This window comes from Pseudomonas sp. PB3P13 (assembly GCF_054897735.1).
This window is the reverse complement of the sequence record NZ_CM142702.1, coordinates 264,605-289,046: the sequence shown is the minus strand read 5'-3', so window position 1 is coordinate 289,046 and position 24,442 is coordinate 264,605. Positions and strand designations below refer to the sequence as shown.

General features: G+C 57.8%; 27 protein-coding genes and 1 pseudogene. 17 read left to right on the top strand and 11 right to left on the bottom strand.

Features of this window, described 5'->3' with window-relative positions; all coding sequences use genetic code 11:
* Positions 1-47 precede the first annotated feature (47 nt).
* Positions 48-869: a tryptophan synthase subunit alpha gene (trpA, locus tag ACYZT1_RS01340; protein ID WP_462017319.1), complete on the bottom strand. Its 822-nt coding sequence runs from the start codon at positions 867-869 to the stop codon at positions 48-50.
* Complete coding sequence (trpB, locus tag ACYZT1_RS01335) at positions 869-2,104, bottom strand: tryptophan synthase subunit beta (RefSeq protein ID WP_462017318.1); 1,236 nt, start codon at positions 2,102-2,104, stop codon at positions 869-871. Before trpB ends, trpA begins: the two co-directional genes overlap by 1 nt.
* Before the next feature lie 111 nt (positions 2,105-2,215).
* On the opposite strand from trpB, the gene ACYZT1_RS01330 reads away from it, so the two are divergent.
* On the top strand, positions 2,216-3,133 hold the full coding sequence (locus tag ACYZT1_RS01330; protein WP_462017317.1) for a LysR family transcriptional regulator: 918 nt from the start codon (positions 2,216-2,218) through the stop codon (positions 3,131-3,133).
* Here ACYZT1_RS01330 and ACYZT1_RS01325 read toward each other — a convergent pair.
* Positions 3,106-3,432, bottom strand: coding sequence for an ElaB/YgaM/YqjD family protein (locus ACYZT1_RS01325; RefSeq protein ID WP_462017316.1), 327 nt, complete (start codon positions 3,430-3,432; stop codon positions 3,106-3,108). The genes ACYZT1_RS01330 and ACYZT1_RS01325 overlap by 28 nt on opposite strands.
* Positions 3,433-3,587: 155 nt before the next feature.
* Here ACYZT1_RS01325 and ACYZT1_RS01320 point away from each other — a divergent pair, with 155 nt between their 5' ends.
* Positions 3,588-3,803: a dodecin gene (locus ACYZT1_RS01320; RefSeq protein WP_461994910.1), complete on the top strand. Its 216-nt coding sequence runs from the start codon at positions 3,588-3,590 to the stop codon at positions 3,801-3,803.
* Positions 3,804-3,923: 120 nt separating this feature from the next.
* Positions 3,924-4,148, top strand: a complete 225-nt coding sequence (locus tag ACYZT1_RS01315; RefSeq protein ID WP_462019325.1) for a DUF1161 domain-containing protein — start codon at positions 3,924-3,926, stop codon at positions 4,146-4,148.
* 56 nt (positions 4,149-4,204) lie between these two features.
* Here ACYZT1_RS01315 and ACYZT1_RS01310 read toward each other — a convergent pair whose 3' ends face one another.
* A complete protein-coding gene (locus tag ACYZT1_RS01310) occupies positions 4,205-5,206 on the bottom strand; it encodes an LLM class flavin-dependent oxidoreductase (RefSeq protein ID WP_462017315.1) in 1,002 nt (333 codons plus the stop codon).
* A gap of 242 nt (positions 5,207-5,448) precedes the next feature.
* Here ACYZT1_RS01310 and ACYZT1_RS01305 point away from each other — a divergent pair, with 242 nt between their 5' ends.
* Both ACYZT1_RS01305 and ACYZT1_RS01300 read left to right on the top strand, forming a co-directional pair.
* A complete protein-coding gene (locus ACYZT1_RS01305) occupies positions 5,449-5,880 on the top strand; it encodes an OsmC family protein (protein WP_462017314.1) in 432 nt (143 codons plus the stop codon).
* Between the two features lie 148 nt (positions 5,881-6,028).
* Positions 6,029-6,268: a DUF1161 domain-containing protein gene (locus ACYZT1_RS01300; RefSeq protein WP_462017313.1), complete on the top strand. Its 240-nt coding sequence runs from the start codon at positions 6,029-6,031 to the stop codon at positions 6,266-6,268.
* A 6-nt stretch (positions 6,269-6,274) separates the two neighbouring features.
* On the opposite strand, the gene ACYZT1_RS01295 is transcribed toward ACYZT1_RS01300, so the two are convergent.
* Positions 6,275-6,697 (bottom strand): PA0061/PA0062 family lipoprotein, encoded by a 423-nt coding sequence (locus ACYZT1_RS01295; RefSeq protein ID WP_462017312.1) that lies wholly within the window; start codon positions 6,695-6,697, stop codon positions 6,275-6,277.
* A 40-nt stretch (positions 6,698-6,737) separates the two neighbouring features.
* Positions 6,738-7,160, bottom strand: a complete 423-nt coding sequence (locus ACYZT1_RS01290) for a PA0061/PA0062 family lipoprotein (RefSeq protein ID WP_462017311.1) — start codon at positions 7,158-7,160, stop codon at positions 6,738-6,740.
* A gap of 60 nt (positions 7,161-7,220) precedes the next feature.
* On the opposite strand from ACYZT1_RS01290, the gene ACYZT1_RS01285 reads away from it, so the two are divergent.
* Positions 7,221-8,303, top strand: coding sequence for an aminopeptidase (locus ACYZT1_RS01285; protein WP_462017310.1), 1,083 nt, complete (start codon positions 7,221-7,223; stop codon positions 8,301-8,303).
* Positions 8,304-8,440: 137 nt separating this feature from the next.
* On the opposite strand, the gene ACYZT1_RS01280 is transcribed toward ACYZT1_RS01285, so the two are convergent.
* Together ACYZT1_RS01280 and ACYZT1_RS01275 are read right to left on the bottom strand one after the other, a co-directional pair.
* Positions 8,441-9,091 carry an HAD family hydrolase gene (locus ACYZT1_RS01280; protein WP_462017309.1) on the bottom strand — a complete coding sequence of 217 codons (651 nt, stop codon included), beginning with the start codon at positions 9,089-9,091 and terminating at the stop codon, positions 8,441-8,443.
* A 28-nt stretch (positions 9,092-9,119) separates the two neighbouring features.
* Complete coding sequence (locus ACYZT1_RS01275; RefSeq protein ID WP_462017308.1) at positions 9,120-9,665, bottom strand: gamma carbonic anhydrase family protein; 546 nt, start codon at positions 9,663-9,665, stop codon at positions 9,120-9,122.
* A gap of 89 nt (positions 9,666-9,754) precedes the next feature.
* Between ACYZT1_RS01275 and prlC the strand changes: the two genes are divergently transcribed.
* The 3 genes from prlC (at position 9,755) to ACYZT1_RS01260 (ending at position 14,236) form a co-directional block, all read left to right on the top strand.
* Complete coding sequence (gene prlC / locus ACYZT1_RS01270; RefSeq protein WP_462017307.1) at positions 9,755-11,806, top strand: oligopeptidase A; 2,052 nt, start codon at positions 9,755-9,757, stop codon at positions 11,804-11,806.
* On the top strand, positions 11,803-12,081 hold the full coding sequence (locus ACYZT1_RS01265; RefSeq protein WP_462017306.1) for a YheV family putative zinc ribbon protein: 279 nt from the start codon (positions 11,803-11,805) through the stop codon (positions 12,079-12,081). Before prlC ends, ACYZT1_RS01265 begins: the two co-directional genes overlap by 4 nt.
* Positions 12,082-12,244: 163 nt before the next feature.
* Positions 12,245-14,236 (top strand): M3 family metallopeptidase, encoded by a 1,992-nt coding sequence (locus ACYZT1_RS01260; RefSeq protein ID WP_462017305.1) that lies wholly within the window; start codon positions 12,245-12,247, stop codon positions 14,234-14,236.
* A 70-nt stretch (positions 14,237-14,306) separates the two neighbouring features.
* On the opposite strand, the gene ACYZT1_RS01255 is transcribed toward ACYZT1_RS01260, so the two are convergent.
* Entirely contained in the window at positions 14,307-14,612 is a 306-nt protein-coding gene (locus tag ACYZT1_RS01255) for a hypothetical protein (RefSeq protein WP_462017304.1), read from the bottom strand.
* Positions 14,613-14,831: 219 nt separating this feature from the next.
* Between ACYZT1_RS01255 and ACYZT1_RS01250 the strand changes: the two genes are divergently transcribed.
* The 4 genes and pseudogenes from ACYZT1_RS01250 to ACYZT1_RS01235 form a co-directional block, all read left to right on the top strand.
* Positions 14,832-15,890 carry a PA0069 family radical SAM protein gene (locus ACYZT1_RS01250; protein WP_462017303.1) on the top strand — a complete coding sequence of 353 codons (1,059 nt, stop codon included), beginning with the start codon at positions 14,832-14,834 and terminating at the stop codon, positions 15,888-15,890.
* Positions 15,891-16,131: 241 nt separating this feature from the next.
* Positions 16,132-16,863 carry a carbonic anhydrase gene (locus ACYZT1_RS01245; protein WP_462017302.1) on the top strand — a complete coding sequence of 244 codons (732 nt, stop codon included), beginning with the start codon at positions 16,132-16,134 and terminating at the stop codon, positions 16,861-16,863.
* 91 nt (positions 16,864-16,954) lie between these two features.
* Positions 16,955-18,481 carry a SulP family inorganic anion transporter gene (locus ACYZT1_RS01240; protein WP_462017301.1) on the top strand — a complete coding sequence of 509 codons (1,527 nt, stop codon included), beginning with the start codon at positions 16,955-16,957 and terminating at the stop codon, positions 18,479-18,481.
* An 11-nt stretch (positions 18,482-18,492) separates the two neighbouring features.
* Positions 18,493-18,585: pseudogene (locus ACYZT1_RS01235) on the top strand (metal ABC transporter ATP-binding protein); the annotation flags it as partial.
* A 21-nt stretch (positions 18,586-18,606) separates the two neighbouring features.
* Here the strand turns inward: ACYZT1_RS01235 and ACYZT1_RS01230 are convergent.
* Positions 18,607-19,257: a hypothetical protein gene (locus ACYZT1_RS01230; protein WP_462017300.1), complete on the bottom strand. Its 651-nt coding sequence runs from the start codon at positions 19,255-19,257 to the stop codon at positions 18,607-18,609.
* Between the two features lie 370 nt (positions 19,258-19,627).
* Here ACYZT1_RS01230 and coxB point away from each other — a divergent pair, with 370 nt between their 5' ends.
* The 4 genes from coxB to ACYZT1_RS01210 all read left to right on the top strand — a co-directional run bounded on the left by coxB (position 19,628) and on the right by ACYZT1_RS01210 (position 24,132).
* Positions 19,628-20,755: a cytochrome c oxidase subunit II gene (gene coxB / locus ACYZT1_RS01225; protein WP_462017299.1), complete on the top strand. Its 1,128-nt coding sequence runs from the start codon at positions 19,628-19,630 to the stop codon at positions 20,753-20,755.
* Positions 20,756-20,837: 82 nt separating this feature from the next.
* Positions 20,838-22,424 (top strand): cytochrome c oxidase subunit I, encoded by a 1,587-nt coding sequence (gene ctaD, locus ACYZT1_RS01220; RefSeq protein ID WP_462017298.1) that lies wholly within the window; start codon positions 20,838-20,840, stop codon positions 22,422-22,424.
* A gap of 243 nt (positions 22,425-22,667) precedes the next feature.
* The gene (locus ACYZT1_RS01215) at positions 22,668-23,219 is read left to right on the top strand and encodes a cytochrome c oxidase assembly protein (RefSeq protein ID WP_462017297.1); all 552 of its coding nucleotides are present in this window, start codon (positions 22,668-22,670) and stop codon (positions 23,217-23,219) included.
* Between the two features lie 25 nt (positions 23,220-23,244).
* Positions 23,245-24,132 (top strand): cytochrome c oxidase subunit 3, encoded by an 888-nt coding sequence (locus ACYZT1_RS01210; protein ID WP_462017296.1) that lies wholly within the window; start codon positions 23,245-23,247, stop codon positions 24,130-24,132.
* Positions 24,133-24,203: 71 nt separating this feature from the next.
* Here ACYZT1_RS01210 and ACYZT1_RS01205 read toward each other — a convergent pair whose 3' ends face one another.
* Positions 24,204-24,407, bottom strand: coding sequence for a twin transmembrane helix small protein (locus tag ACYZT1_RS01205; RefSeq protein WP_462017295.1), 204 nt, complete (start codon positions 24,405-24,407; stop codon positions 24,204-24,206).
* Between the last annotated feature and the right edge of the window lie 35 nt (positions 24,408-24,442).

The following is a 24,442-nucleotide window of genomic DNA, read 5'->3' as shown; positions in this document are numbered from 1 at the left end:
CGTCCGCCGGCTCAGGCCGCATTCGGACGATCTTTTTTATTGCGCTCTTACGCCGCAGCAGTACCACGGGCGTTTCGCACACCATTGGCCAATGCAGCACAAAGGCTCAACACCCCATCAATCGCTTGTGCCGGTGTGTCGGCCATCGCGATGTGATCGATCAATGCAGATCCCACGACAACACCATCTGCCAAACGCGCGATCGATGCGGCTTGTTCCGGTGTGCGAATGCCAAAACCGATGCTGATCGGCAGATCGGTGTGACGACGCAAACGGGCGACTGCTTCTTCCACATGTTCCAGCGTCGCGGCGCCAGCGCCGGTCACACCGGCCACCGACACGTAATAGACGAAACCGGAGCTGCCGTTCAATACGGTTGGCAGACGAATGTCATCGGTAGTCGGCGTGGTCAGACGGATGAAGTCCAGCCCCGCAGCCTGCGCCGGTTCGCACAACTCGCTGTTATGCTCGGGCGGCAGGTCGACCACGATCAGGCCATCGACCCCCGCCTCTTTTGCGTCAGCAATAAAACGCGTTACGCCATACATGTGAATCGGGTTGAAGTAACCCATCAGCACCAGCGGCGTTTCGCTGTTGCCTTCGCGGAACTCACGAACCATTTGCAGGGTTTTCGCCAGATTTTGCCTGGCAGCCAATGCGCGGATGTTAGCCAGCTGGATCGCCGGGCCGTCAGCCATGGGATCGGTGAAGGGCATGCCCAACTCGATCACATCGGCGCCCGCACCGGGCAACCCTTTGAGGATCGCGAGTGACGTCTCATAGCTCGGGTCGCCGGCAGTAACGAAGGTGACCAGAGCTGCGCGATTCTGTTGCTTGAGTTCGGCAAAACGTGTTTGCAGGCGGCTCATCAGTGTTTCTCCTGCCGGGAGCGCTCTTGTTGAGCCTGCTCCATATGGTGCATGACGGTTTGCATGTCTTTGTCGCCGCGACCGGACAGGTTGATCACCGTCAGGTGATCCTTCGGCAGCTTCGGTGCGCGTTTGAACACTTCAGCCAAAGCATGGGCGCTTTCCAGAGCTGGAATAATTCCTTCCAGGCGGCAGCATTTATGGAAGGCATCGAGGGCTTCGTCGTCGGTCACCGAGGTGTATTGAACGCGACCGATGTCATGCAACCAGGCGTGTTCCGGGCCGATACCCGGGTAGTCGAGGCCGGCGGAAATCGAATGAGCGTCGATGATCTGGCCATCGTCGTCTTGCAACAGAAACGTGCGGTTGCCGTGCAGCACACCGGGTACGCCACCGTTCAGGCTCGCGGCGTGCTTGCCGGTTTCGATACCGTGTCCAGCCGCTTCGACACCGATGATCTCGACACTTTTGTCGTCGAGGAACGGGTGGAACAGGCCCATGGCATTGGAGCCGCCACCGATACAGGCGACCAGGCTGTCCGGAAGACGACCTTCCTGAGCTTGCAACTGGTCCCGGGTTTCTTTGCCAATAACTGCCTGGAAGTCGCGGACCATGGCTGGATACGGATGCGGACCCGCGACGGTGCCGATCAGGTAGAAAGTGCTGTCGACGTTGGTGACCCAGTCGCGAAGCGCTTCGTTCATCGCATCCTTAAGCGTGCCGGTACCGGCAACAACAGGAATGACTTCGGCCCCCAGCAGCTTCATACGGAAGACGTTGGCCTGCTGGCGCTCGATGTCGGTGGTGCCCATATAGATCACGCAATCCAGACCGAAACGTGCGGCGACGGTGGCGGTTGCCACACCGTGCATGCCGGCGCCGGTCTCGGCAATGATGCGTTTTTTGCCCATGCGCCGCGCCAGCAGAATCTGGCCGATGCAGTTATTGATCTTGTGCGCGCCTGTGTGATTGAGCTCTTCTCGCTTGAGATAAATCTTCGCGCCGCCGCAAAACTCTGTCAGACGTTCGGCAAAATACAGTGGGCTGGGACGTCCGACATAGTCGCGCTGGAAGTAGGCCAATTCCTCTTTGAACGCCGGATCTTCTTTGGCTCCTTCATATTCGCGAGCCAGTTCGAGGATCAACGGCATCAGGGTCTCAGCGACGTAGCGGCCGCCGAAATCGCCAAACAGGCCGTTAACGTCGGGGCCGTTGCGCAGATTGGTCTGGGTCATGAGTCGCTCCAGTTGAATGCATGAGATAACAATGACCCAACTCTACCCCTGACGCCGTACTGTGAAAACCGATAAGATCACCACAACCTGTCAGGAAAACTCACAGATCCCATGAGCCACGACCTTCCGCCACTCAACGCCCTTCGCGCCTTCGAAGCCACTGCTCGTTTGAACAGTGTCAGTCAGGCAGCTGAACAATTGCACGTGACGCACGGTGCGGTCAGCCGACAATTGAAACTGCTTGAGGAACACCTCGGTGTTAGCCTTTTCGTCAAGGATGGGCGCGGCCTTAAACTCACAGGTGCAGGCAGTCGCTTGCGCGACGCCAGTACTGAGGCGTTCGAACGATTGCGCACCGCGTGTGCCGAACTGACGCAAAGCAGCGCGGATGCCCCGTTCGTCCTCGGTTGCTCTGGGAGTCTGCTGGCACGCTGGTTCATACCGCGGCTGGGACGGTTGAATGCGGATTTGCCGGACCTGCGCCTGCACCTGTCCGCCGGCGAAGGCGATCTCGACCCTCGCCGTCCTGGACTGGACGCGCTATTGGTGTTCGCCGAACCTCCGTGGCCAGCAGACATGCAAGTTTACGAATTGACCAGCGAACGCATCGGTCCAGTCCTGAGCCCGCGATATGCCGGTTACGTAACCCTGAAGGATGCGCCCGCAATCGCGCTGCTGGACGAGCCGCTGCTTCACACCACCTCCCGCCCACAGGCCTGGCCAAGTTGGGCGCAACAAAGCGGCCTCGACGCCAAAGCGTTGAAGTTCGGTCAGGGTTTCGAGCATCTGTATTATCTGCTGGAGGCAGCGGTGGCGGGGTTAGGCGTGGCGATTGCGCCTGAACCGCTGGTGGCCGAGGATTTGAAGGCCGGTCGCCTGGTCGCACCGTGGGGCTTCAGTGAAACTGCGGCGCAACTGGCGTTATGGCTACCCAAGCGCGCCGCGGATGGGCGCGCCAGGCAGTTGGCGCAGTGGTTAAAAAATGAGCTGCGCCAAACGGATCAGTTGCCGCGTTTGCACAGCAAGTAAGCCGCCAGCAGACCCACAGCGCCGACTGCGACGCCTGCGGTAGTCCAAGGGTGCTCCTGGGCGTAATCGCGAGTCGCAATCCCGGTTTCGCGGGTTTTGACTTTGACTTCTTCATACGCATCGCTGAGCAGATGGCGCGAATGCTTCAGCGCGTTCTCAGCGTTGGTTTTCAAGACGGTGAGGGTTTTACGCGACTCGTCGGAAGCGTCGTCCTTCAGATTTTCCAAAGACTTCAGCAGACTCTCGATCTCGGCTTCCATGCTTTGCAATGAGGCTTTACGTAAAGAAGTGTTGGCCATGGTGGCTCTCCTGCATTGGTGATGAGTGGCGTGTGTTGGATGGGACTGCGGTGGTGCGAGAAAGTGCAGTAAATCTGAACTTCCATGTCGCAATTGCCCACAGAAGAATTAGGAAAAATCACTGCTAGGCTGTATTCAAACCCGAGGAGAACGCTATGACCGATCACCACACCTACAAGAAGATCGAGCTTGTCGGCTCGTCCGTGAGCAGCATCGAGGACGCAATCAACAACGCGCTGGCCGAAGCCAACAAGACCATCAAGAATCTGGAATGGTTTGAAGTGACCGAAACCCGTGGGCACATCGAAAACGGCAAAGCCGCCCATTTCCAGGTGACGCTAAAGGTCGGCTTCCGTATTGCCAGCAGCTGAGATTGAGCCAGCTTCTGAACTTGCGCGCTGGCCGAATGCCATAGGGAATGGCAAAACGCTACATAAGTACATCCGGCGTGTTGTCGGATGTCCCTGATGATCCGACCAGGAATGCAAATGATGAAGAATTTTGTTTTAGCGTTAGGTTTGTTAAGCCTTGCCGGTACAGCGTTTGCTGAAGGCAAGCCATGCGAAGAGTTGAAGGCTGAGATCGCCGCGAAAATCGATGCCAAAGGCGCATCGAACTACTCACTGGACATTGTCGACAAAGGCACCGCAGCTGATGGGAAGGTCGTCGGCACCTGCGAGAAGGGCACCAAGGAAATCGTCTACAAAAGAGGCTGATTTCCCGATTAATTAAAAAAACCGACGCACGACGTCGGCTTTTTTATGCCTGCGGATCAGCCTTTCATCACCTGCGCCAACAGCTCATACGAATGTACGCGATCAGCGTGTTCGTAAAGATCACAGGTGAAGATCAGCTCGTCCGCCTGCGTCTGCTCGACAAGAACGTCCAGCTTCGCACGGATTTTTTCAGGACTGCCCACCATCGCAAGGCCGAGGAAATCGCCCACCGCTTCCTTCTCATGCGGCAACCACAGACCGTCCATGGAGTTCACCGGAGGGCGCTGCACCAGGCTCTGTCCGCGCATGAGCGCGAGAATGCGCTGGTAGACCGACGTCGCCAGGTAATCCGCCTGCTCATCCGTGTCAGCCGCCACCAAGGGAACGCCGAGCATGACGTAAGGTTTATCCAGCACCGCCGAAGGCTTGAAGTGATTGCGATAGACGCGAATCGCCTCATGCATGAAGCGCGGTGCGAAATGGGATGCGAAGGCGTAGGGCAAACCGCGCTGACCAGCCAGCTGCGCACTGAACAGGCTCGAGCCCAGCAGCCAGACCGGGACATTGGTGTTAGTGCCCGGCATGGCGATGACACGTTGATCCGCAGTTCGCGGGCCGAGGTAATGCATCAGCTCCGCAACATCTTCCGGAAAATCGTCAGCGCTACCAGAACGTTCACGGCGCAGGGCGCGGGCAGTCATTTGGTCCGACCCGGGCGCACGGCCCAGGCCCAAGTCGATACGGCCCGGATAAAGGCTTTCGAGCGTGCCGAACTGCTCGGCGATCACCAGCGGTGCGTGGTTAGGCAGCATTACACCGCCCGAGCCGACGCGAATGGTCGATGTACCACCGGCCAGGTAACCAAGCAGCACCGAGGTTGCCGAACTGGCGATACCGTCCATGTTGTGGTGCTCGGCCACCCAGAAACGGTTGTAGCCGAATTTTTCTACACGCTGCGCCAGGTCCAGCGAGTTGCGCAAGGACTCCGCCGGGCTGCCATTTTCGCGCACGGGCACCAGGTCAAGTGCTGAGAATTTGATATCGGACAGATGTTTCATAAGCCTGCTTCTCCAATGTGAGGTCGCAGGTTTTTTCTTGAAAACGAAAACCTGACGAATCCATAAGCGTGTTCATGCAATGAGGGCATATACCCGAGATTCAATAGCCGAGGCAAAATTTCCTACGAAAATGGTAGGACTAATCAGATCGGGTGAACTTTGCATCACCGTCTATCCTCAGAACCCTAACAACCGAAATCCCCAAGGCGCGATGCTTCGCGCCCGAACTCCAAGAGGCAGATATGGCTATTACCAAGAAAGCATCGGCACATTGGGAAGGTGACCTGAAAACCGGCATCGGCTCGATTTCCACTGAAACCGGCGTGCTCAGAGAAGCGCCCTACGGCTTCAAAGCGCGTTTCGAAGGCGGTAAAGGTACAAATCCTGAAGAGCTGATCGGTGCTGCCCACGCCGGCTGTTTCTCGATGGCGTTTTCGATGATTCTCGGCGACGCCGGTTTCACGGCTGACAGCATCGATACCAACGCCGAAGTGACTTTGGATCAAGTCGAAGGGGGTTTTGCGATTACGGCGGTGAAGCTGATCCTTAAAGCGAAGATCCCGGGTGTCAACCAGGCGCAATTCGAGGAGCTGAGCAACAAGGCCAAAGAAGGTTGCCCGGTTTCGAAAGTGCTGAACGCGAAAATCAGCCTGGAGGCGACGCTGATCAGCTGATTCAGTAAGTTGCAATACAGGATCGCAGCCTTCGACAGGCTGCGATTTTTTTGTCCTGAAACAAAACCCCGCCAGCGTCGATGTGGTCCAATAAATGACAGCAGCTGAAGCGCACTTTCCATGCGCGCTGCATCAAGGAGCTTCAACCATGAAACGTTTTGCCCTGGCGGTTTTCTGCAGTGCGCTGGCAACGTCGGCGTTCGCGGCACCCAAAGACTGTGAAGAACTCAAGAAAGAGATTGAAGTAACTATTCAGGCAAACGCAGTGCCCTCCTACACGTTGGAAATTGTTTCCAAGGAAGAAGCGGACAAACATGACGTAGCCATGGTCGTGGGTAGATGCGAGAACGGAACCAAAGGCATCATCTATCAAAGAAACGACGCTTGATCACCTTTAGGTAATGCAGTAAGCCTGCCGATCTTCCGCCACAATTTCACGCTTGGCGTTGTACAGGCGGGCACTGGGGGTAAACGAAACAGACCGGCCTTCCAGCACATAGCGCTGGCCAGCTTCGAAATGATCGTAGCTGATGGTCAGATAACACAACCGTTCCGCGGGACTGCTCATTGAGCCCATGCCACCGCCACCGGGCACTTCAAAGTCGAAGCGTACGATCAGCTCATGACTGCCCGGAGTGACCTGGAAATAACGTCCGTCGCTCAATCGCTGATTGTCCAGACGCTCGGCCATCAGCAGCTTATCGTTCGGGAATGGCGTCGAGAACTCCACCCACGCCATCTGCGGGTTAACCGCCGGTAGCGGGCTCGTGCAGCCAGTCATCACACTGGCGGCCAGTAACAACGTCAAACTGCGCATGATCAATGTCCCGATGCCTAGTCATTCAGCATAGCGCTGTTCAAGTACGTTGGCAGCCTGCGGGCGTGCCTTGGCCAATCACTTTTCGGTGTTGGTCATAGAGCTTTGCCCACGGCCGAAACCCAATGTTTCCCGCTTGCAGTTGGTACTTCTGCCCAGCGTTGAAATCGTTGAATTTCACGTTCAACTGGCAGTCGCGCCACAGTGGTTCGGCATCAGGACCGATGTTGGTCGGCTGAACCGGGAATTGATAACGCACAGTCAACTCATGGCTGCCGGGCTGCACCTCGAAATAGCGCTTGTCAGTAGCGGCCTTGTCGTCGACCTCCACAGCCTGCAGCGCGGTATCTTCCTGCTGCGGATGAAGATCAATCCAGGCTTGCGCCGGATCCTGTTGAGGCAAGCCGAAACCAGCGCAGCCGGTCAGCATCAATAAGCCTCCCGTCAGCATCATCTTACGCATAGCGGAGCTCCAGTCAGGCGGGATAGTCTTGCGGGCAGACTTTCCAGGGATGATTTTATTTTGATCAGGCCGCTTCCAAGCCTTGGGTTACTTGATCGCGTTTTACGCGTTTTGTTTCCGGGTGTGATGTTTTTGTTGCTCAGCGGGTGCACCAGCGTCAGCTATTACGGCCAACTGGCCAGTGGTCAGCTGCAGCTGTTGAACGCTCGCGTGCCGGTCGCAGACGTCATCGCCGATCCTGCCCGCGATGAAAAACTGCGAGCCCATCTGGCCCAGTCGCAAAAGGCCCGGACGTTTGCCAGCGAGCATTTGCATCTGCCGGATAACCAGAGTTATCGCCTGTATGCCGACATTGGTCGGCCTTACGTCGTCTGGAACGTCTTTGCCACGCCGGAATTTTCCCTGGCGCCGCAGAACCACTGTTTTCCCATCGCCGGCTGCGTCGCTTACCGAGGTTATTACAACCAGAATGCGGCTCGCGGCGAGGCTGCATTGATGCAGCTGCAAGGTATGGACGTGGCGATCGGCGGCGTCGAGGCTTATTCGACGCTCGGCTGGTTCAACGATCCGATTATGAGTTCGATGATGGGTTGGGGAGACGAGCGGCTGGCGACGCTGATCTTTCATGAACTGGCGCATCAGCGTATCTATGTGAAGGATGACACCGAGTTCAACGAGTCTTTCGCCACGTTCGTGGAACAGGAAGGCACGCGACAGTGGCGGGCATTTCGCGGCATGCCGCCGGCGGACGACGCGCGGGCGCGGCAGCGGGAGCAGTTTATTCAGTTGGTGCTGGAGGCCCGCTCCCGGCTTGAACGGCTGTACGCCCAGCCACTGGCTGCTGAGGAAATGCGCAAGCGTAAAGCCACCGAATTCGAACGACTCCGCACCGAGTATCGCCAGTTGCGCGACTGCCAATGGGCGGGAGACAAACGTTATGACGCGTGGATTTATGCACCTATGAACAATGCCCGTTTGTTGCCGTTTGGTTTATATGATCAATGGGTGCCGGCATTTGCTGCGTTGTTTCGGCAGATGGGCGGGGACTGGATGAAGTTTTATGCGGCAGCCGAAAAGCTGGGCGCACTGCCGGTTGCGCAACGCAAAGCAGCGATGAAGGTATTGGCAGGAGCGGGAATTTGAGGGGATTTGGCAGTCGCCTTCGCGGGCGAGCCTTGCGCCCGCAGGCGGGTCGTGCAAAATCCGTGAGCAAGGCTTGCCCGCGGTGGCGTCCTTCAACCCAACCTTACCCGCAGCCCATGTTGCCAAGGGCGAATTCGTTAACCCCGCAAAAACGCCCGATGCATCTCATCCAGCGTCTCGAAATGGTATGTCGGCCGTTCCGCGCTCAGTTCTTCCCGGCTGCCAAACCCATAACCCACGGCGGCGGCGTGCAAGCCGTTGCTGCGCGCGCCGATCAGGTCGTGCTTGCGGTCGCCGATCATCAGCGTGTTGGCCGGGGCAAGGTCTTCTTCCGCCATCAGATGCGCAATCAGTTCGACCTTGTTGGTGCGGGTGCCATCCAGTTCGCTGCCGTAAATCACCTTGAAGTGTTTGGCGAAGTCAAAGTGTCGGGCGATTTCCCGGGCGAAAATCCACGGCTTGGACGTGGCGATATACAGCTGTCGTCCTTGGGCGCCGAGCGTTTCCAGTAGCGGTGTAACGCCATCGAACACACGGTTTTCATATAGCCCGGTGACTTTAAATCGCTCGCGGTAGAAATTCACCGCTTGCCAGGCCTTGGCTTCGTCGAAGTTGTAGAACTGCATGAACGCCTGCAATAACGGCGGACCGATGAAGTGTTCGAGCCTGGTCAGGTCGGGTTCATCGATTCCCAGTTTGCTCAAGGCGAACTGGATCGAACGGGTGATGCCTTCTCGCGGATCGGTCAGCGTGCCATCAAGGTCGAACAAAATCGTTTGGTAATGCATGAAAATTCCTGAGCAGTCGCGGGATGATTCAATCTTTGTCGTAGCCTTCGGCCAGGTGCAGATTCTTGAGCTTCACGTAATTCGCCGCGCTGTAGGTGAAAAAAGCTTTTTCCTTGTCCGTCAGCGGGCGGATCTGTTTGACCGGGCTGCCGACATAAAGAAATCCGCTGTCCAGACGCTTGCCCGGTGGCACCAGACTGCCGGCACCGATGATCACGTCGTCGGCAACCACCGCACCGTCCATAACGATGCTGCCCATGCCGATCAGCACCCGACTGCCAACGGTGCAGCCATGCAGCATGACTTTGTGCGCGATGGTCACGTCATCGCCGATCAGGCACGCGAAGCCATCGGGGTTGAACGGGCCGGCGTGGGTGATATGCAACACGCAGCCATCCTGCACGCTGGTGCGGGCGCCGATGCGGATACGGTGCATGTCGCCACGGATCACCGTCAGCGGCCAGACCGAGCTGTCTTCGCCGATTTCGACGTCGCCGATTACCACCGCCGAGCTGTCGACAAAAGCGCCTTTGCCAAGCAGCGGCGTGTGATTCTGATACGTGCGAAGGGTCACGATAGGCTCTCTCTCTTTTGCTGATAGCTGCGGTGAACGTCGATTGTAATTAAGATGGGCGCATGTTTCTTCCAGCCAAGGTGCCAAACGTGAGCGTGAACAACCCTCTTTTGCAGTCCTACGACCTGCCGCCGTTCTCGGCGATCCGGGCCGAACACGTGCAACCGGCCATTGAACAGATCCTGGCTGACAACCGCGCCGCCATTATCGAAATCCTCAAAACCCAGGGCAAACAACCGACCTGGGCCGGCCTGGTGCTGGCGATGGACGAGCTCAATGATCGATTGGGCGCGGCCTGGAGCCCGGTCAGTCACTTGAACGCCGTGTGCAACAGCGCCGAATTGCGCGAAGCCTATGAATCCTGCCTGCCAGCCCTCAGCGCCTACTCGACCGAGATGGGCCAGAACCGCGAGCTGTTTCAGGCCTTCGAGGCCCTGGCGCACAGCCCGCAAGCAGCGGGTTTCGACGTGGCGCAAAAAACCATCCTGGAACACTCGCTGCGCGACTTCCGTTTGTCGGGTATCGACCTGCCGCCTGCCGAGCAGCAGCGCTACGCCGAGGTGCAAAGCAAATTGTCCGAACTGGGCAGTCGTTTCTCCAATCAGTTGCTCGACGCCACGCAAGCCTGGACCAAACACGTTACCGATGAGGCCGCCCTCGCCGGTCTGACGGATTCGGCCAAAGCGCAGATGGCGGCAGCGGCGCAGGCCAAAGGCCTCGACGGCTTCCTCATTACCCTGGAATTCCCGAGCTACTACGCGGTGATGACCTACGCGCACGACCGCGCGCTGCGCGAAGAAGTCTACGCCGCCTACTGCACCCGCGCCTCGGACCAAGGCCCAAATGCCGGTCAGAACGACAACGGCCCGGTCATGGAAGAAATTCTCGACCTGCGCCAGGAGCTGGCAAAACTGCTGGGCTTCGCCAGTTTCTCGGAGCTGAGCCTGGCCACCAAAATGGCTGAATCCAGCGATCAGGTGCTGACTTTCCTGCGTGACCTGGCCAAGCGCAGCAAGCCGTTCGCCGCTCAGGACCTGGAGCAGCTCAAAGCCTACGCGGCCGAACAAGGCTGCCCGGACCTGCAAAGCTGGGACAGCGGCTTCTACGGTGAAAAACTGCGCGAACAGCGCTACAGCGTTGCCCAGGAAGCCCTTCGCGCCTACTTCCCGATCGATAAAGTGCTGGGCGGCCTGTTCGCTATCGTCCAGCGCCTGTACGGCATCGAGATCGCCGAACAAAAAGGTTTTGACACCTGGCACCCGGATGTTCGCCTGTTCGAGATCAAGGAGAACGGCCAACACGTCGGCCGTTTCTTCTTCGACCTTTACGCTCGCGCGAACAAGCGCGGTGGTGCCTGGATGGACGGCGCTCGCGACCGTCGCCGTACCGCCGAAGGCGTGCTGCAAAGCCCGGTGGCCAATCTGGTGTGCAACTTTACCCCGGCCGACAGCGGTAAACCGGCGCTGCTGACTCACGATGAAGTCACGACCCTGTTTCACGAATTCGGGCACGGCCTGCATCACCTGCTGACCCGCGTCGATCATGCCGGCGTGTCCGGCATCAACGGTGTGGCCTGGGATGCGGTCGAGTTGCCGAGTCAGTTCATGGAAAACTGGTGCTGGGAGCCGGAAGGTCTGGCACTGATTTCCGGTCACTACGAAACCGGCGAGCCGTTGCCCCAGGATCTGCTGGAAAAAATGCTCGCGGCGAAGAATTTCCAGTCCGGCCTGATGATGGTGCGCCAGCTGGAATTCTCGCTGTTCGACTTCGAACTGCACGCCACCCGCGGCGATGGCCGCAGCCCGCTGCAGGTACTCGAAGGCGTGCGGGACGAAGTTTCGGTCATGCGTCCACCCGCCTACAACCGGTTCCCCAATAGCTTCGCGCACATCTTCGCCGGCGGTTATGCGGCTGGCTACTACAGCTACAAATGGGCTGAAGTGCTGTCGGCCGACGCGTTCTCGAAATTCGAAGAGGACGGCGTGCTTAACGCTGAAACCGGTCGCGCCTTCCGTGAAGCGATCCTCGCCCGCGGTGGCTCTCAGGAGCCAATGGTGCTGTTCGTCGACTTTCGTGGCCGTGCGCCCTCAATTGACGCACTCTTGCGTCATAGCGGCCTGAGTGCGGACGCCGCAGCATGAGTGAGGGGCCAGTGATCACTAAAAAACGCTTCATCGCCGGGGCCGTCTGCCCCGCATGCAGCGAACCGGACAAGTTGCGGATGTGGAGCGAAAATGATGTTCCGCACCGTGAGTGTGTGGCCTGCGGGTATGCCGACACGCTGAATGAACAAGGCCTGTCCGTGCCGAAAGAGTTGGGCACCCGGGTCAATACTTCCGCGTTGAAAGCTCCGGATACCAAAGTGCAGGCTGTGCAGTTTTTCCCCAATCCCAAGTTGAAGAAAAAGCACGAATGAACAATCCCGCCTCTTACGCCGTAACGGCGTAAAAGGCGGTAACTATGTACCACCCTTCCCCCGCGCTTCCTGAGTAGGCTGACCCATTCAGCCCTCACTCAAGGAAGACGCCATGACTCAAACCAATCCACTGCTGCAGAAATGGACACTGCCGCCCTGGACGATGATCCGCGCCGAACATCTCGTGCCGGCCATCGAGACAATAATCTCTGAAAACCGGCAGGCCCTGGCCGCCGTCATCGCCAGCCAAACCGTATTCCCGACCTGGGACGACCTGGTCATAGCTGTCGATGAAATGGATGCGCGTCTCGCCGAAGCCATGACCGTCATCGAAACCCTCGACGGGGTGAACGTCGACGACGCAGCCTGGCTGATGGCGAATATTAAAAGTCGCAATGCTGCCGTACGGTACAAGTCCGAGAAGATGAACAACAGACCGTTGTTCGAGACTTATCAGCAGCTGGCAAACAGTCCGATTGCGCTGAACTTCGATGAGCCTCGTCAGGTTGCGCTTGGCAATATCCTGCGGACATTCCGGATGTCCGGAATTGATTTGAATGCCCAACAACAGCAAGTACTCGTGCGCACCCATGAGGCTATCGGCGTGTTCGAAAGCCTGTTCATCAAGCAACTGGAAATCGCCACGCAAGCCTGGGAGAAACGCTTCGATGATGAGGCGCGACTCAACGGCTTGTCCCCGGCCATGAAAGCGAGCCTTGCTTTCAATGCGCAAAAGGAGGGCCACGACGGCTGGCTGATGCGGCTGGACCAAAACACTTACCTGCAAGTGATGACCCATGCCGAGGATCGGGCGCTTCGCGAAGAGTACTTCATCGCCTACACGACCCGGGCTTCGGATCAAGGTCCCCACGCGGGCCAATACGACAACGGTCCGGTGCTGGAGTCGCTGTTGGCCCTGCGCCAACGTAAAGCGCAATTGCTGGGGTATGCAAACTTTGCGCAACTGGGGCTGGCAACAAAAATGGCCGAATCCGAAGCGCACGTCAGCGCGTTTCTGCGCCACCAAATCGCATTGTTAACACCGGAAATTGAAAGCGATGCCCAGGCACTCAAGGCCTTCGCGCTTGATTACAACATTGCCGACATCCAGCCTTGGGATCGTGACTACCTTGCCGAACAATTGCGTCAACACACGCAGGCCGGTGCGCTGAAAAACCTGAAATCCTATTTCCCGCTGGATGGAACTTTGCGCCGATTGTGCCTGTTCAGCGAGCGCATGTTCGGGATCAGGATTATCGAACAAAAGGCGTTCTTTCAATGGCACGAAGATGTTCGATTGTTTGAGGTCAGCGAGCACGATCGCGTGGTCGGGCACATCTACTTTGATCCTTTCCACCGAGACGGGGCAGCGGATTATGCCTGGACTGCGACATTACGAAACCGGCATGGCGACGCCGAAGGTCAAGTGACATTGCCCATTGCCATTCTTTACGGCAACTTCACGCAGGGCTTTGCTGACAAGCCTTGCCTGCTCGTGCATCAGGATTTGCGGGTGCTATTTCATGAGTTTGGTCATTGCCTGCAGCAAGTGCTGACGCGCACACCCCACTACACCCTCTCGGGGATCTCCGGATTCGCCCGGGACGGTGCCGAATTCACCGGTCAGGTGTTCGAACTCTGGTGTCAGTCGAAAGAGTTTTTGCTATGGCTCGCAGCGGATTATCAAACAGGAGCGCGTTTGAGCGAGGAGCGAGTCGAACGGGCACTGGTTGCTACTCAGACTCAGACCAGCTGGCAAACCGCGGAGCTGCTGATGGGCGCGCTCTTCGACTTTGAATTGCATCGCAGCCACGGCGATGGCCGCAGCGTGCAGCAAGTGTTCGACGACATTCAACAAGAGATCCCGTCCCTGCAACTGCCGAGCTCTTGCCGGTTCGCCAACAGCTTTGACTATATGGTGACGGGTTACGAGGCTTCGTTTTATGCCTATAAGTGGTCAGGGGTACTGGCGTCTGAAGCTTTCAAACGGTTTGAACGAGACGGCGTCTTCAATGTGGAAGCAGGAAGGGCCTTTCGAGAGGCATTCTTTTCACCGGGTAATTCGCGCTCTCTGCTAACTTCGCTTGAAGTGTTTCTTGAACGACCCATTGATGAAGATCTTTTTCCAATTCCTCAAGCACCTGAACAACGATAATCAGCCAACGCTACATTGGGGCTTTAAACAAATAAACCTGCATGAGCACTCATGCAGGTTTATTTGATTTTTAGGGGTTCACGATGCTGGAATAAGCTTTCGCCAGCGTCAACAGCCTGGCCTTGTCGTCATTGTCTATATCGCCATCTCCATCAACATCACTGTTGAGCGATTTGATGCTGAATGAACGCCCGCCATCATTGGAGACCGCATCAACGTAGACCGAATCCACCAATACGTCCTTTACCGCGCCGAGTTCGGCGTCCCAGCCCGATTGCTTGCGCGCGAGTTGCATGGAAACCCGTGCTTCTTGCGGATTGGTAATATTTGGAGCCAACAGTTGTAAAAAGATACCGCGCCGATTGAAAAACGACATGATCAAATTCCATTTTAATAATAAATTAATATTAAGTAGTGCCGACCAGATACTACTAAGCCTTAATCCTTACACGCTATTCGTTATATGTTTCCCGTCATTGCGCCAAGTTGCATGAAGTTCAAAGTACCGCACGTTTTGAGCGCAGGCGCCGAATGGTACTCGCCGATCTTGCGATCCTCGGATACTGTATGCACATACAGCTAGAGAGTTCCGCCCATGACCCTGCCCTTGCCACCCCGCGGCCGCGGCACAGCGACCAATCCACACAACCGTTTTGCCCCCAATCGCTCGGTGGCCGAGGACGATGGCTGGCATCAGGAAGCACCCGTCACCCAAGGAACCGAGGTGCGCATCGAAACGGCGAAAACCATCATCACCCGCAACAGTTCGCCAGACTTGCCGTTTGATCGCTCGATCAATCCCTATCGGGGCTGCGAGCACGGCTGCATTTACTGTTACGCCCGGCCCAGTCACGCCTACTGGGACATGTCACCGGGGCTGGATTTCGAAACAAAACTGATCGCCAAGACTAATGCCGCCGATGTTCTCGAAGAACAGCTTTCCCGACGCGGCTATCAATGCGCGCCGATCGCGTTGGGCACCAACACAGATCCCTATCAGCCGATTGAGCGCGAGCACCGCATCACCCGCAAAACCCTCGAAGTGCTGCTGCGCTATCGCCACCCGGTAACCATCGTCACCAAGGGCTCGCTGATTCTTCGTGACCTCGACCTGTTGGCTGAATTGGCGGAGCAACGCCTGGTGGCCGTGATGATCAGCCTGACCACGCTGGACGATGAACTGAAACGGATTCTCGAGCCTCGCGCAGCAGCACCCAAAGCCCGCTTGCGGGCAATTCGCGTCATGCGGGAAGCGGGTATTCCAGTCGGGGTGCTGTGTTCGCCCATGATTCCGATGATCAATGACAGCGAACTTGAAAGCTTGCTGACGCAGGCCCACGCCGCCGGCGCGCAGAGTGCCGCTTACATGATGCTGCGCCTGCCGCTGGAAGTGGCGCCGCTGTTCGAAGAATGGCTGGCGGCGCATTACCCGCAACGCGCCGCTCATGTGCTGAGCCTGATCCGCCAAAGCCGCGGTGGCGAACTGTATGACAGTCGGTTTGGCGTTCGCATGCGCGGTGAAGGGCCGTTTGCAGACCTGCTGGCTCAGCGCTTTGCCAAAGCCATCAAACGTTTGGGGATCAACCGGCGGGACGGCTACACTCTGGACTGCGGTTCCTTTTGTCCGCCGGGTCGCCAGATGTCATTGATTTGAGGACAATTGACCTACCGTTGAGTAGCAGAAAGATTGCCCGGACGTTGAGCGGTCACGTTTCTGTGACCTGGAACACACGTTTTAGAGCGGTTTATTCAGTTTGAGTTAAGTTTCGACAGCTACCTTGTTCATCGAGTGACTGACGGGTCGGTGCTTCTGACCTGAATGTTTTTTTAAACAGCCACTGGCTTCCAACCGGACAAACGGGAACATTCCCTGATTCCGCCAATGAGGATGAATCATGAGTGACAAGGATAAACAGCCGTTGGCTGCGTCGGCTTCAGCCCAACCACAGGCGGAGACCGCCGATGCAGCGCTGCAGCATATCGTTGACGGCTTTTTGCACTTTCATCACGAAGTCTTTCCGCAACAGGAAGAACTCTTCAAGAAACTCGCCACGGCCCAGAGCCCACGAGCGATGTTCATTGCGTGCGCCGATTCGCGCATCGTTCCTGAACTGATTACCCAAAGTGCCCCCGGCGACCTGTTTGTCACCCGCAACGTTGGCAACGTGGTACCGCCATACGGGCAGATGAATGGTGGCGTGTCGACCGCGATCGAGTACGCGGTACTCGCGTTGGGCGTGCAGCACATCATCATCTGCGGACATTCCGATTGTGGCGCCATGCGTGCGGTGCTCAACCCGCAAAGCCTTGAAAAAATGCCGACGGTCAAAGCCTGGCTACGCCACGCCGAAGTGGCCAAAACCATGGTCTCTGAAAACTGCAGTTGCGCAAACGAGAGCGAAAGCATGCAGATTCTCACCGAAGAGAATGTGATCGCTCAGCTGCAACATCTGCGCACGCATCCGTCGGTGGCCTCCCGCGTGGCCAATGGTCAGCTGTTCATCCATGGTTGGGTCTACAGCATTGAAACCAGCGAAATCAAAGCTTACGACGCGGATCAGGGTCGTTTCCTGCCGCTCGATGGCAGCCACCCGATTCCGGTGGCGACGCCCAAAGCGCGCTTCTAAATCCTCCTAAATACCCTGTGTGGTGAAACCGTGTCTGCCGATCAGGCAGCACGGCTTCGCCATGCCTGAAGAAAACTTCGGGAGAGTCACCATGCGTGCTGCACAACTCAAAGCTGTCCTGCCACGGGAGCTACTGGCTTCGGTGGTTGTCTTCCTGGTCGCCCTGCCCCTGTGCATGGGCATCGCCATCGCCTCGGGGCTACCGCCCGCCAAAGGCCTGATCACCGGCATCATCGGTGGCCTGGTGGTGGGCTGGATCGCCGGGTCGCCGCTGCAAGTCAGTGGTCCCGCCGCTGGCCTGGCTGTGCTGGTGTTCGAACTGGTGCGCCAACATGGCATCGACATGCTCGGACCGATTCTGCTGCTGGCGGGCTTTCTGCAATTGGTCGCCGGACGCCTGAAACTGGGTTGCTGGTTTCGCGTGACGGCGCCAGCGGTGGTCTACGGCATGCTCGCCGGTATCGGCGTGTTGATCGTGCTGTCGCAGGTGCACGTGATGCTCGATGCGGTACCCCAGCCCTCGGGGCTGGATAACCTGGCGGCGTTCCCGGCAGCCATCGCCCAGGCGATTCCATCGTTCGGCTGGCAGGCCGGTCTGCTGGGCTTGTCGACCATTGCCGTGATGTACCTCTGGGAAAAATTGCGTCCGCACTCTCTACGCTTCGTACCCGGAGCCTTGCTCGGTGTCGGCCTGGCCACGGTCGCCAGCCTGGTATTGGCGTTGCAGGTCAAGCGTGTGGAGGTCCCGGCGAATCTTGCTGAGGCCATTGATTGGCTCAAACCTGCGGATTTACTCAATTTGGCCGACCCGACCCTGCTGATCGCCGCGTTCGCCGTGGCGTTCATTGCCAGCGCCGAGACATTGCTGTCCGCAGCCGCCGTCGATCGCATGCACAGTGGGCCGCGTTCGGATTTTGATCGGGAGCTGTCCGCGCAAGGTGTCGGCAACATGCTTTGCGCACTGCTCGGCGCACTGCCGATGACAGGGGTGATCGTACGCAGTTCAGCCAACGTGCAAGCTGGCGCCACCACGCGCATGTCGACGATCTTCCACGGCCTCTGGCTGCTGGCCTTCGTTTTGCTGTTGTCGAGCCTGCTGCAAAGCATTCCGGTGGCAAGCCTGGCAGGCGTCCTGGTGTACACCGGTTTCAAACTGGTCGATCTCAAAACCTTCCGCGGCCTGGGCCGTTATGGGCGGATGCCGATGTTCACCTATGCCGCGACTGCGCTGGCAATCATCTTCACCGACTTGCTGACCGGCGTGCTCATCGGCTTCGGCCTGACGCTGGCCAAACTCGCCTGGAAAGCCTCGCGCCTGAAGATCAGCCTGATCGATTTGCCCAAGGAGGGTGAGATGGAGCTGCGCCTGGTGGGTGCCGCGACCTTTCTGAAGGTGCCGGCATTAACGCAAGTTTTGGGGACGATTCCCGCTGGCGCGACCGTTCATGTGCCGCTCAATAACCTGAGCTACATCGATCATTCGTGCCTGGAACTGCTGGAGGAATGGGGGCGGGCCAATGCGGCGAAAGGCTCAACGCTCGTGATCGAGGCACGCGGGCTGAAGCGCAGGCTGGAGGGGCGCTTGCGCACCACCACCGGCGTGGGTTCAGCGGCATAAAAAACATATGAATGGTGGGAGCGAGCTTGCTCGCGAAAGCGAAGTGTCAGTCGACATCAATGTTAAATGATCGACCGCATTCGCGAGCAAGCCCTCTCCCACAGGGGTATCGGTGGCCCTGAATGTCAGGCAGCTGGCTGATCCAGCTCCAGACTCAACCCCAGACGACGCGACATGCATGGCCAGCGCTTCCATGCGGTGCCGGTGTCGGGGCTGCTGAGTTTTTCGCGGTACGCTTCCACCGACTCCAGCGCAAAGCTGTCGTCGTCGAGCATTTCGTCTACCGCATGATGCACCGCCTCGTCGAGCTGGTTGGCGAACTCTTCACCGATCAACTGGTGAGCAATCAGGTTGGCCACCGTCATGTCCAACGGGATCAGCGGCTGGCCAAAATGCTTGATGTACAGATCGTTGACCTCTTCGACAAACCGATGCGCCAGGTACGCTTCATCCAGCAGGCTGTCGAGGCCGACGTGCCCCGCCATGATCGTCGGCGGTTGAAGGAAATACTGCTCGGCGATTTTCAGCACCGGTTTGATTTGCGATTCGATACCCGCTTGCTTTGCCACTTCATTGGCTGCTTCCAGCAGATCAGGCACTTCATCGATGTAAGCGGCGACAAAACGCGTCAGCACGCCATTGGCATCGGCTTCCGGTAGCTGAATCGAAGGGTGTAGATGAGGCAGTTTGCTTTCCAGCTGACGGCTCAGCAGGCCGGTGTAGGCTTCATGTTGTTGGGCTTTTTGGATCTGCTCGCGCAATGCGGCGGTGTTCATGAAAACTCCAGGATACAAAGGCAATGAAATGGGAAAGACATAACTTAGCTGGCTTACGAAAAATGCTAAGACGCATTTGTCATAATTGTTTCATCCTTGAGACATCGCTGTTATATCCATTTGCCGCCACTCGTCTGCATCCTTCTCCATTCGTGACCTTGAGCGCAAGTCTGAGGGGTTTCAGATCATTTGCGCGAGCACATTGCGAGGTGCCGGTCGCTGTCTATACTCGGGTTGGAATGGAGTTAGCTGATGACGCCCGACTGCACACGCAGCAAGGCCCGGCAATCAAGTTCGTAGTCTGAGACAGCCGCTCCCTTGCCGCAGGTGAAAGCCGGCGGGATAACAAGAACGATAAGGGGAACCCGCAATGATGCGACATCCACATGTCTGGATGGGCCTCCTGTTGTGGTCGGTTTTCAGCCCTGCGCACGCCGCATGGACTGTGAATATGGCGCCGGGAGCGACTGAAATCAGTCACGCAGTGTTTGACCTGCACATGATCATTTTCTGGATCTGTGTAGTGATCGGCATCATCGTCTTCGGCGCCATGTTCTGGTCGATGATTCTTCACCGTCGCTCGACCGGGCAGGTGGCGGCAAAATTTCATGAAAACACGACCGTAGAAGTGCTCTGGACCATCGTGCCCCTGTTGATTCTGGTGGTCATGGCGGTGCCTGCGACAGCGACCCTGATCAAGATGTATGACAGCAGCGAACCGGATATCGATATCCAGGTCACGGGCTATCAGTGGAAGTGGCACTACAAATACCTCGGTCAGGACGTCGAATTTTTCAGCAACCTGACCACCCCCGCCGATCAGATCCACAACAAGGAAGCCAAGGGCGAGCACTATTTGCTCGAGGTCGACAAGCCGCTGGTGCTGCCGATCGGCGCCAAAGTGCGCTTTCTGGTGACCTCCGCTGACGTCATCCACTCCTGGTGGGTACCGGCCTTTGCGGTCAAGCGCGATGCGATTCCCGGGTTCGTCAACGAGGCCTGGACCCGTGTCGACAAACCCGGCATCTACCGCGGTCAATGCGCCGAGCTGTGCGGCAAGGATCACGGCTTCATGCCGATTGTGGTTGAGGTCAAAGAGCAGGCCGAATACGAAAAATGGCTGGGCGAACGCAAGACTGAAGCCGCTCAACTTAAAGAGCTGACCAGCAAGGAATGGACCCTCGAAGAGCTCAAGGAGCGCGGCGCCAAGGTCTATCAAACCACCTGCGTGGCCTGCCACCAGGCTGAGGGCCAGGGGCTGCCGCCGATGTTCCCCGCGCTCAAGGGCTCAAAAATCGCCACTGGCCCGATCAAGGATCACCTGAACATCGTCTTCCACGGCAAGCCGGGCACCTCGATGGCGGCCTTTGGGAAACAGTTGTCGGAAGTCGATATCGCAGCGGTCGTGACCTACGAACGCAACGCCTGGGGCAATAACAAGGGCGACATGCTCACGCCCAAAGAAGTGCTGGAACTGAAACAGGCGGAAAGCAAATGACCCGCTCTATTGCGCACTTCAGGAATTGGCCGGGGCACTGCGTCCCGACCTGCCCAGCCCATCTGTTTACAGGAGACAAGCCATGAGCGCCGTCATCGATGACCATGGTCATGCCGACCACGCCCACGGCCCAGCCAAAGGCCTGATGCGCTGGGTCCTGACCACCAATCACAAGGACATCGGCACACTGTATTTGTGGTTCGCGTTCACCATGTTTTTGCTCGGCGGCTCATTCGCCATGGTGATCCGCGCCGAACTGTTCCAGCCGGGGCTGCAAATCGTCCAGCCGGAATTTTTCAACCAGATGACCACCATGCACGGGCTGATCATGGTCTTCGGTGCGGTGATGCCGGCGTTTGTCGGCCTGGCCAACTGGATGATCCCGTTGATGATCGGCGCGCCGGACATGGCCCTGCCGCGCATGAACAACTTCAGTTTCTGGCTGTTGCCAGCGGCATTCGGCATGCTGATCTCGACCTTGTTCACCGCCGGTGGCGGACCGAACTTCGGCTGGACCTTCTACGCGCCGCTATCAACGACTTACGCACCGGAAAGCGTGACGTTCTTCATCTTTGCCATTCACCTGATGGGCATCAGTTCGATCATGGGCGCGATCAATGTGGTCGCGACCATTCTCAACCTGCGCGCGCCGGGCATGACGCTGATGAAAATGCCGCTGTTCGTCTGGACCTGGCTGATTACCGCTTTCCTGCTGATCGCAGTGATGCCGGTGCTGGCCGGCTGCGTGACGATGATGCTGATGGACATCCACTTCGGCACCAGTTTCTTCAGCGCAGCCGGTGGTGGTGATCCGGTGTTGTTCCAGCACGTGTTCTGGTTCTTCGGGCATCCCGAGGTGTACATCATGATCCTGCCGGCCTTCGGTGCCGTCAGCTCGATCATTCCGGCGTTTTCGCGCAAGCCGCTGTTCGGTTACACCTCGATGGTTTACGCGACGGCGGCCATTGCGTTCCTGTCGTTTATTGTCTGGGCGCACCACATGTTCGTGGTCGGCATACCGCTGGTGGGCGAACTGTTCTTCATGTATGCCACCATGCTGATCGCGGTGCCCACCGGAGTGAAGGTGTTCAACTGGGCCAGCACCATGTGGCAGGGCTCGCTGACGTTCGAGACACCGATGCTGTTCGCGGTGGCCTTCGTGATTCTGTTTTCCATCGGCGGCTTCTCCGGCCTGATGCTGGCCATCGCCCCGGCGGACTTCCAGTACCAGGACACCTATTTTGTGGTTGCGCACTTCCACTACGTGCTGGTGCCCGGGGCGATTTTCGGGATCTTCGCGTCCGCGTATTACTGGCTGCCGAAATGGACCGGCCACATGTATGACGAAACCCTTGGCAAGCTGCATTTCTGGTTGTCCTTCGTCGGCATGAACATGGCGTTCTTCCCGATGCATTTTGTCGGCCTGGCCGGCATGCCGCGGCGGATCCCGGACTACAACCTGCAATTCGCCGATTTCAACATGGTCTCCTCAATCGGTGCATTCCTGTTCGGCGCCACGCAGATCTTCTTCCTGTTTATCGTGATCAAGACTATTCGCGGCGGTGCGCCGGCTCCAGCCAAGCCGTGGGATGGCGCGGAAGGTCTGGAATGGAGCGTGCCGTCCCCGGCGCCATATCACACCTTTACTACGCCGCCGGAAGTGAAATGAACACCCTGACTTTCGGAATTGCCGAAGCTGTTGTGGCGAGGGGGCTCGCCCCCGCTGGGGCGCGAAGCGGCCCTGAAATTGATGCATCGGTTATGTCTGATGCACCGCAGTTGCCGGGTTTGGGGCCGCTTCGCGACCCAGCGGGGGCGAGCCCCCTCGCCACAGAGAATTCGGCGAGCCCCCTCGCCACAGAGGCTTTGGCAAGCCCCCTCGCCACGGGGCTGTCGGTAGGAGTTTGGAACCATGGCTGATTCAATTTCAATGAAAAAGCTGATCACGCGCCTGTTGCTGGTGGTGGTGGCGATGTTCATTTTCGGTTTTGCCCTGGTGCCGATCTACGACGTGATGTGCAAGGCGTTTGGCATCAACGGCAAAACGGGTGGGCAGTATGACGGTGAACAAACGGTGGATACCTCGCGCCAGGTGCGCGTGCAATTTCTGTCGACCAACTCTGCCGACATGACATGGAATTTCTACCCCAAGAGCGACGAGCTGACCGCCAATCCGGGAGCGGTCAACGAGATGGTCTTCATCGCCCATAACCCGACTGATCGGCCGATGAGCGCCCAGGCCGTACCCAGCATCGCGCCGAGCAACGCCGCGGCGTACTTCCACAAGACCGAATGTTTCTGCTTTACCCAGCAAGTGTTGCAACCCGGTGAGCGGATCGAGATGCCAGTACGGTTCATCGTCGATCGCGACATGCCCAAGGAAGTGAAGCACCTCACGCTGTCTTACACGCTGTTCGATATCACCGCCCGACATCCTCCGGTAGCCGTCAACACTGGCGGCTGAGCGTGCCCGATAAGGAGAACAATAAATGGCAACTCATGAGCATTATTACGTCCCGGCGCAAAGCAAATGGCCGATCATCGCCACGATCGCCCTGTTCATCACGGTGTTCGGCCTGGCGACATGGTTCAATGACCTGAAGGCGGCACGCCCGGAATCCCACGGCCCGCTGATCTTTTTCGTCGGTAGCCTGCTGGTCGCGTACATGTTGTTCGGCTGGTTCGGCACGGTGATCAAGGAAAGCCGCCAGGGCTTGTACAGCCCGCAGATGGACCGCTCGTTCCGCTGGGGCATGAGCTGGTTCATCTTCTCGGAGGTGATGTTCTTCTTCGCCTTCTTCGGGGCGCTGTTTTATGTGCGCGTCCTCGCCGGTCCGGCGCTGGGAGGTGAAGGCCCCAAAGGCATGGCCCACATGCTCTGGCCGGCATTCGAGTTCACCTGGCCGCTGCTCAACAATCCGGACCCGAAACTGTTCCCCGCGCCCAAAGACGTCATCAGCCCGTGGGGCTTGCCGCTGCTCAACACTGTGTTGCTGGTGAGTTCCAGCGTCACCATCACCTTCGCCCACCATGCCTTGAAAAAAGGCCATCGCGGCGCGCTGAAACTCTGGCTGGCCATTACGGTTTTGCTGGGCTGCGCATTTCTCGGCTTCCAGGTCGAAGAATACGTCCACGCCTATAAAGAGCTGGGCCTGACCCTGGGTTCCGGCATCTACGGCGCGACGTTCTTCATGCTCACCGGCTTCCACGGCGCCCACGTAACCATCGGCACCATCATTTTGTTCGTGATGCTGATGCGCATCCTGCGTGGGCACTTCGACAACGAGCACCAGTTCGGTTTCGAGGCGGCGAGTTGGTATTGGCACTTCGTGGATGTGGTATGGATCGGGTTGTTCTTCTTCGTTTATGTGCTTTAGGAGCAGCGGCAAGCGGCAAGCTTCAAGTTTGAAGCGCACGAAGCTTGAGGCTTATAGCTTGCAGCTTGCAGCTACCAGGGAACCTGGGACACCAGCTGGCCGCTGAGGAATCCCCAGGCAATCAAGCCAACGGTGATTGCGGCCAGGGCGACACGAACACTCAAGGCAATGACAAGGCGGTTTGAGCGGCTGTCGTCCTTGACCAGAAAAAACAAGCCGCTGAACAGGCTGACAACCGTGGCAAACAGCATCAGACCGATGACTGTTTTGAGCATGGCAAGGCTCCCGGGGGAAAGGCGATGCACTTGAG

What these genes read in the sequence shown, in the direction of transcription:
- trpA (WP_462017319.1), bottom strand. Translation starts at nt 869, where the DNA reads ATGAGCCGCCTGCAAACACGTTTTGCCGAACTCAAGCAACAGAATCGC.
- trpB (WP_462017318.1), bottom strand. Translation starts at nt 2,104, where the DNA reads ATGACCCAGACCAATCTGCGCAACGGCCCCGACGTTAACGGCCTGTTT.
- ACYZT1_RS01330 (WP_462017317.1), top strand. Translation starts at nt 2,216, where the DNA reads ATGAGCCACGACCTTCCGCCACTCAACGCCCTTCGCGCCTTCGAAGCC.
- ACYZT1_RS01325 (WP_462017316.1), bottom strand. Translation starts at nt 3,432, where the DNA reads ATGGCCAACACTTCTTTACGTAAAGCCTCATTGCAAAGCATGGAAGCC.
- ACYZT1_RS01320 (WP_461994910.1), top strand. Translation starts at nt 3,588, where the DNA reads ATGACCGATCACCACACCTACAAGAAGATCGAGCTTGTCGGCTCGTCC.
- ACYZT1_RS01315 (WP_462019325.1), top strand. Translation starts at nt 3,924, where the DNA reads ATGAAGAATTTTGTTTTAGCGTTAGGTTTGTTAAGCCTTGCCGGTACA.
- ACYZT1_RS01310 (WP_462017315.1), bottom strand. Translation starts at nt 5,206, where the DNA reads ATGAAACATCTGTCCGATATCAAATTCTCAGCACTTGACCTGGTGCCC.
- ACYZT1_RS01305 (WP_462017314.1), top strand. Translation starts at nt 5,449, where the DNA reads ATGGCTATTACCAAGAAAGCATCGGCACATTGGGAAGGTGACCTGAAA.
- ACYZT1_RS01300 (WP_462017313.1), top strand. Translation starts at nt 6,029, where the DNA reads ATGAAACGTTTTGCCCTGGCGGTTTTCTGCAGTGCGCTGGCAACGTCG.
- ACYZT1_RS01295 (WP_462017312.1), bottom strand. Translation starts at nt 6,697, where the DNA reads ATGCGCAGTTTGACGTTGTTACTGGCCGCCAGTGTGATGACTGGCTGC.
- ACYZT1_RS01290 (WP_462017311.1), bottom strand. Translation starts at nt 7,160, where the DNA reads ATGCGTAAGATGATGCTGACGGGAGGCTTATTGATGCTGACCGGCTGC.
- ACYZT1_RS01280 (WP_462017309.1), bottom strand. Translation starts at nt 9,091, where the DNA reads ATGCATTACCAAACGATTTTGTTCGACCTTGATGGCACGCTGACCGAT.
- ACYZT1_RS01265 (WP_462017306.1), top strand. Translation starts at nt 11,803, where the DNA reads ATGAGTGAGGGGCCAGTGATCACTAAAAAACGCTTCATCGCCGGGGCC.
- ACYZT1_RS01260 (WP_462017305.1), top strand. Translation starts at nt 12,245, where the DNA reads ATGATCCGCGCCGAACATCTCGTGCCGGCCATCGAGACAATAATCTCT.
- ACYZT1_RS01255 (WP_462017304.1), bottom strand. Translation starts at nt 14,612, where the DNA reads ATGTCGTTTTTCAATCGGCGCGGTATCTTTTTACAACTGTTGGCTCCA.
- ACYZT1_RS01250 (WP_462017303.1), top strand. Translation starts at nt 14,832, where the DNA reads ATGACCCTGCCCTTGCCACCCCGCGGCCGCGGCACAGCGACCAATCCA.
- ACYZT1_RS01245 (WP_462017302.1), top strand. Translation starts at nt 16,132, where the DNA reads ATGAGTGACAAGGATAAACAGCCGTTGGCTGCGTCGGCTTCAGCCCAA.
- ACYZT1_RS01240 (WP_462017301.1), top strand. Translation starts at nt 16,955, where the DNA reads ATGCGTGCTGCACAACTCAAAGCTGTCCTGCCACGGGAGCTACTGGCT.
- ACYZT1_RS01230 (WP_462017300.1), bottom strand. Translation starts at nt 19,257, where the DNA reads ATGAACACCGCCGCATTGCGCGAGCAGATCCAAAAAGCCCAACAACAT.
- coxB (WP_462017299.1), top strand. Translation starts at nt 19,628, where the DNA reads ATGATGCGACATCCACATGTCTGGATGGGCCTCCTGTTGTGGTCGGTT.
- ctaD (WP_462017298.1), top strand. Translation starts at nt 20,838, where the DNA reads ATGAGCGCCGTCATCGATGACCATGGTCATGCCGACCACGCCCACGGC.
- ACYZT1_RS01215 (WP_462017297.1), top strand. Translation starts at nt 22,668, where the DNA reads ATGGCTGATTCAATTTCAATGAAAAAGCTGATCACGCGCCTGTTGCTG.
- ACYZT1_RS01210 (WP_462017296.1), top strand. Translation starts at nt 23,245, where the DNA reads ATGGCAACTCATGAGCATTATTACGTCCCGGCGCAAAGCAAATGGCCG.
- ACYZT1_RS01205 (WP_462017295.1), bottom strand. Translation starts at nt 24,407, where the DNA reads ATGCTCAAAACAGTCATCGGTCTGATGCTGTTTGCCACGGTTGTCAGC.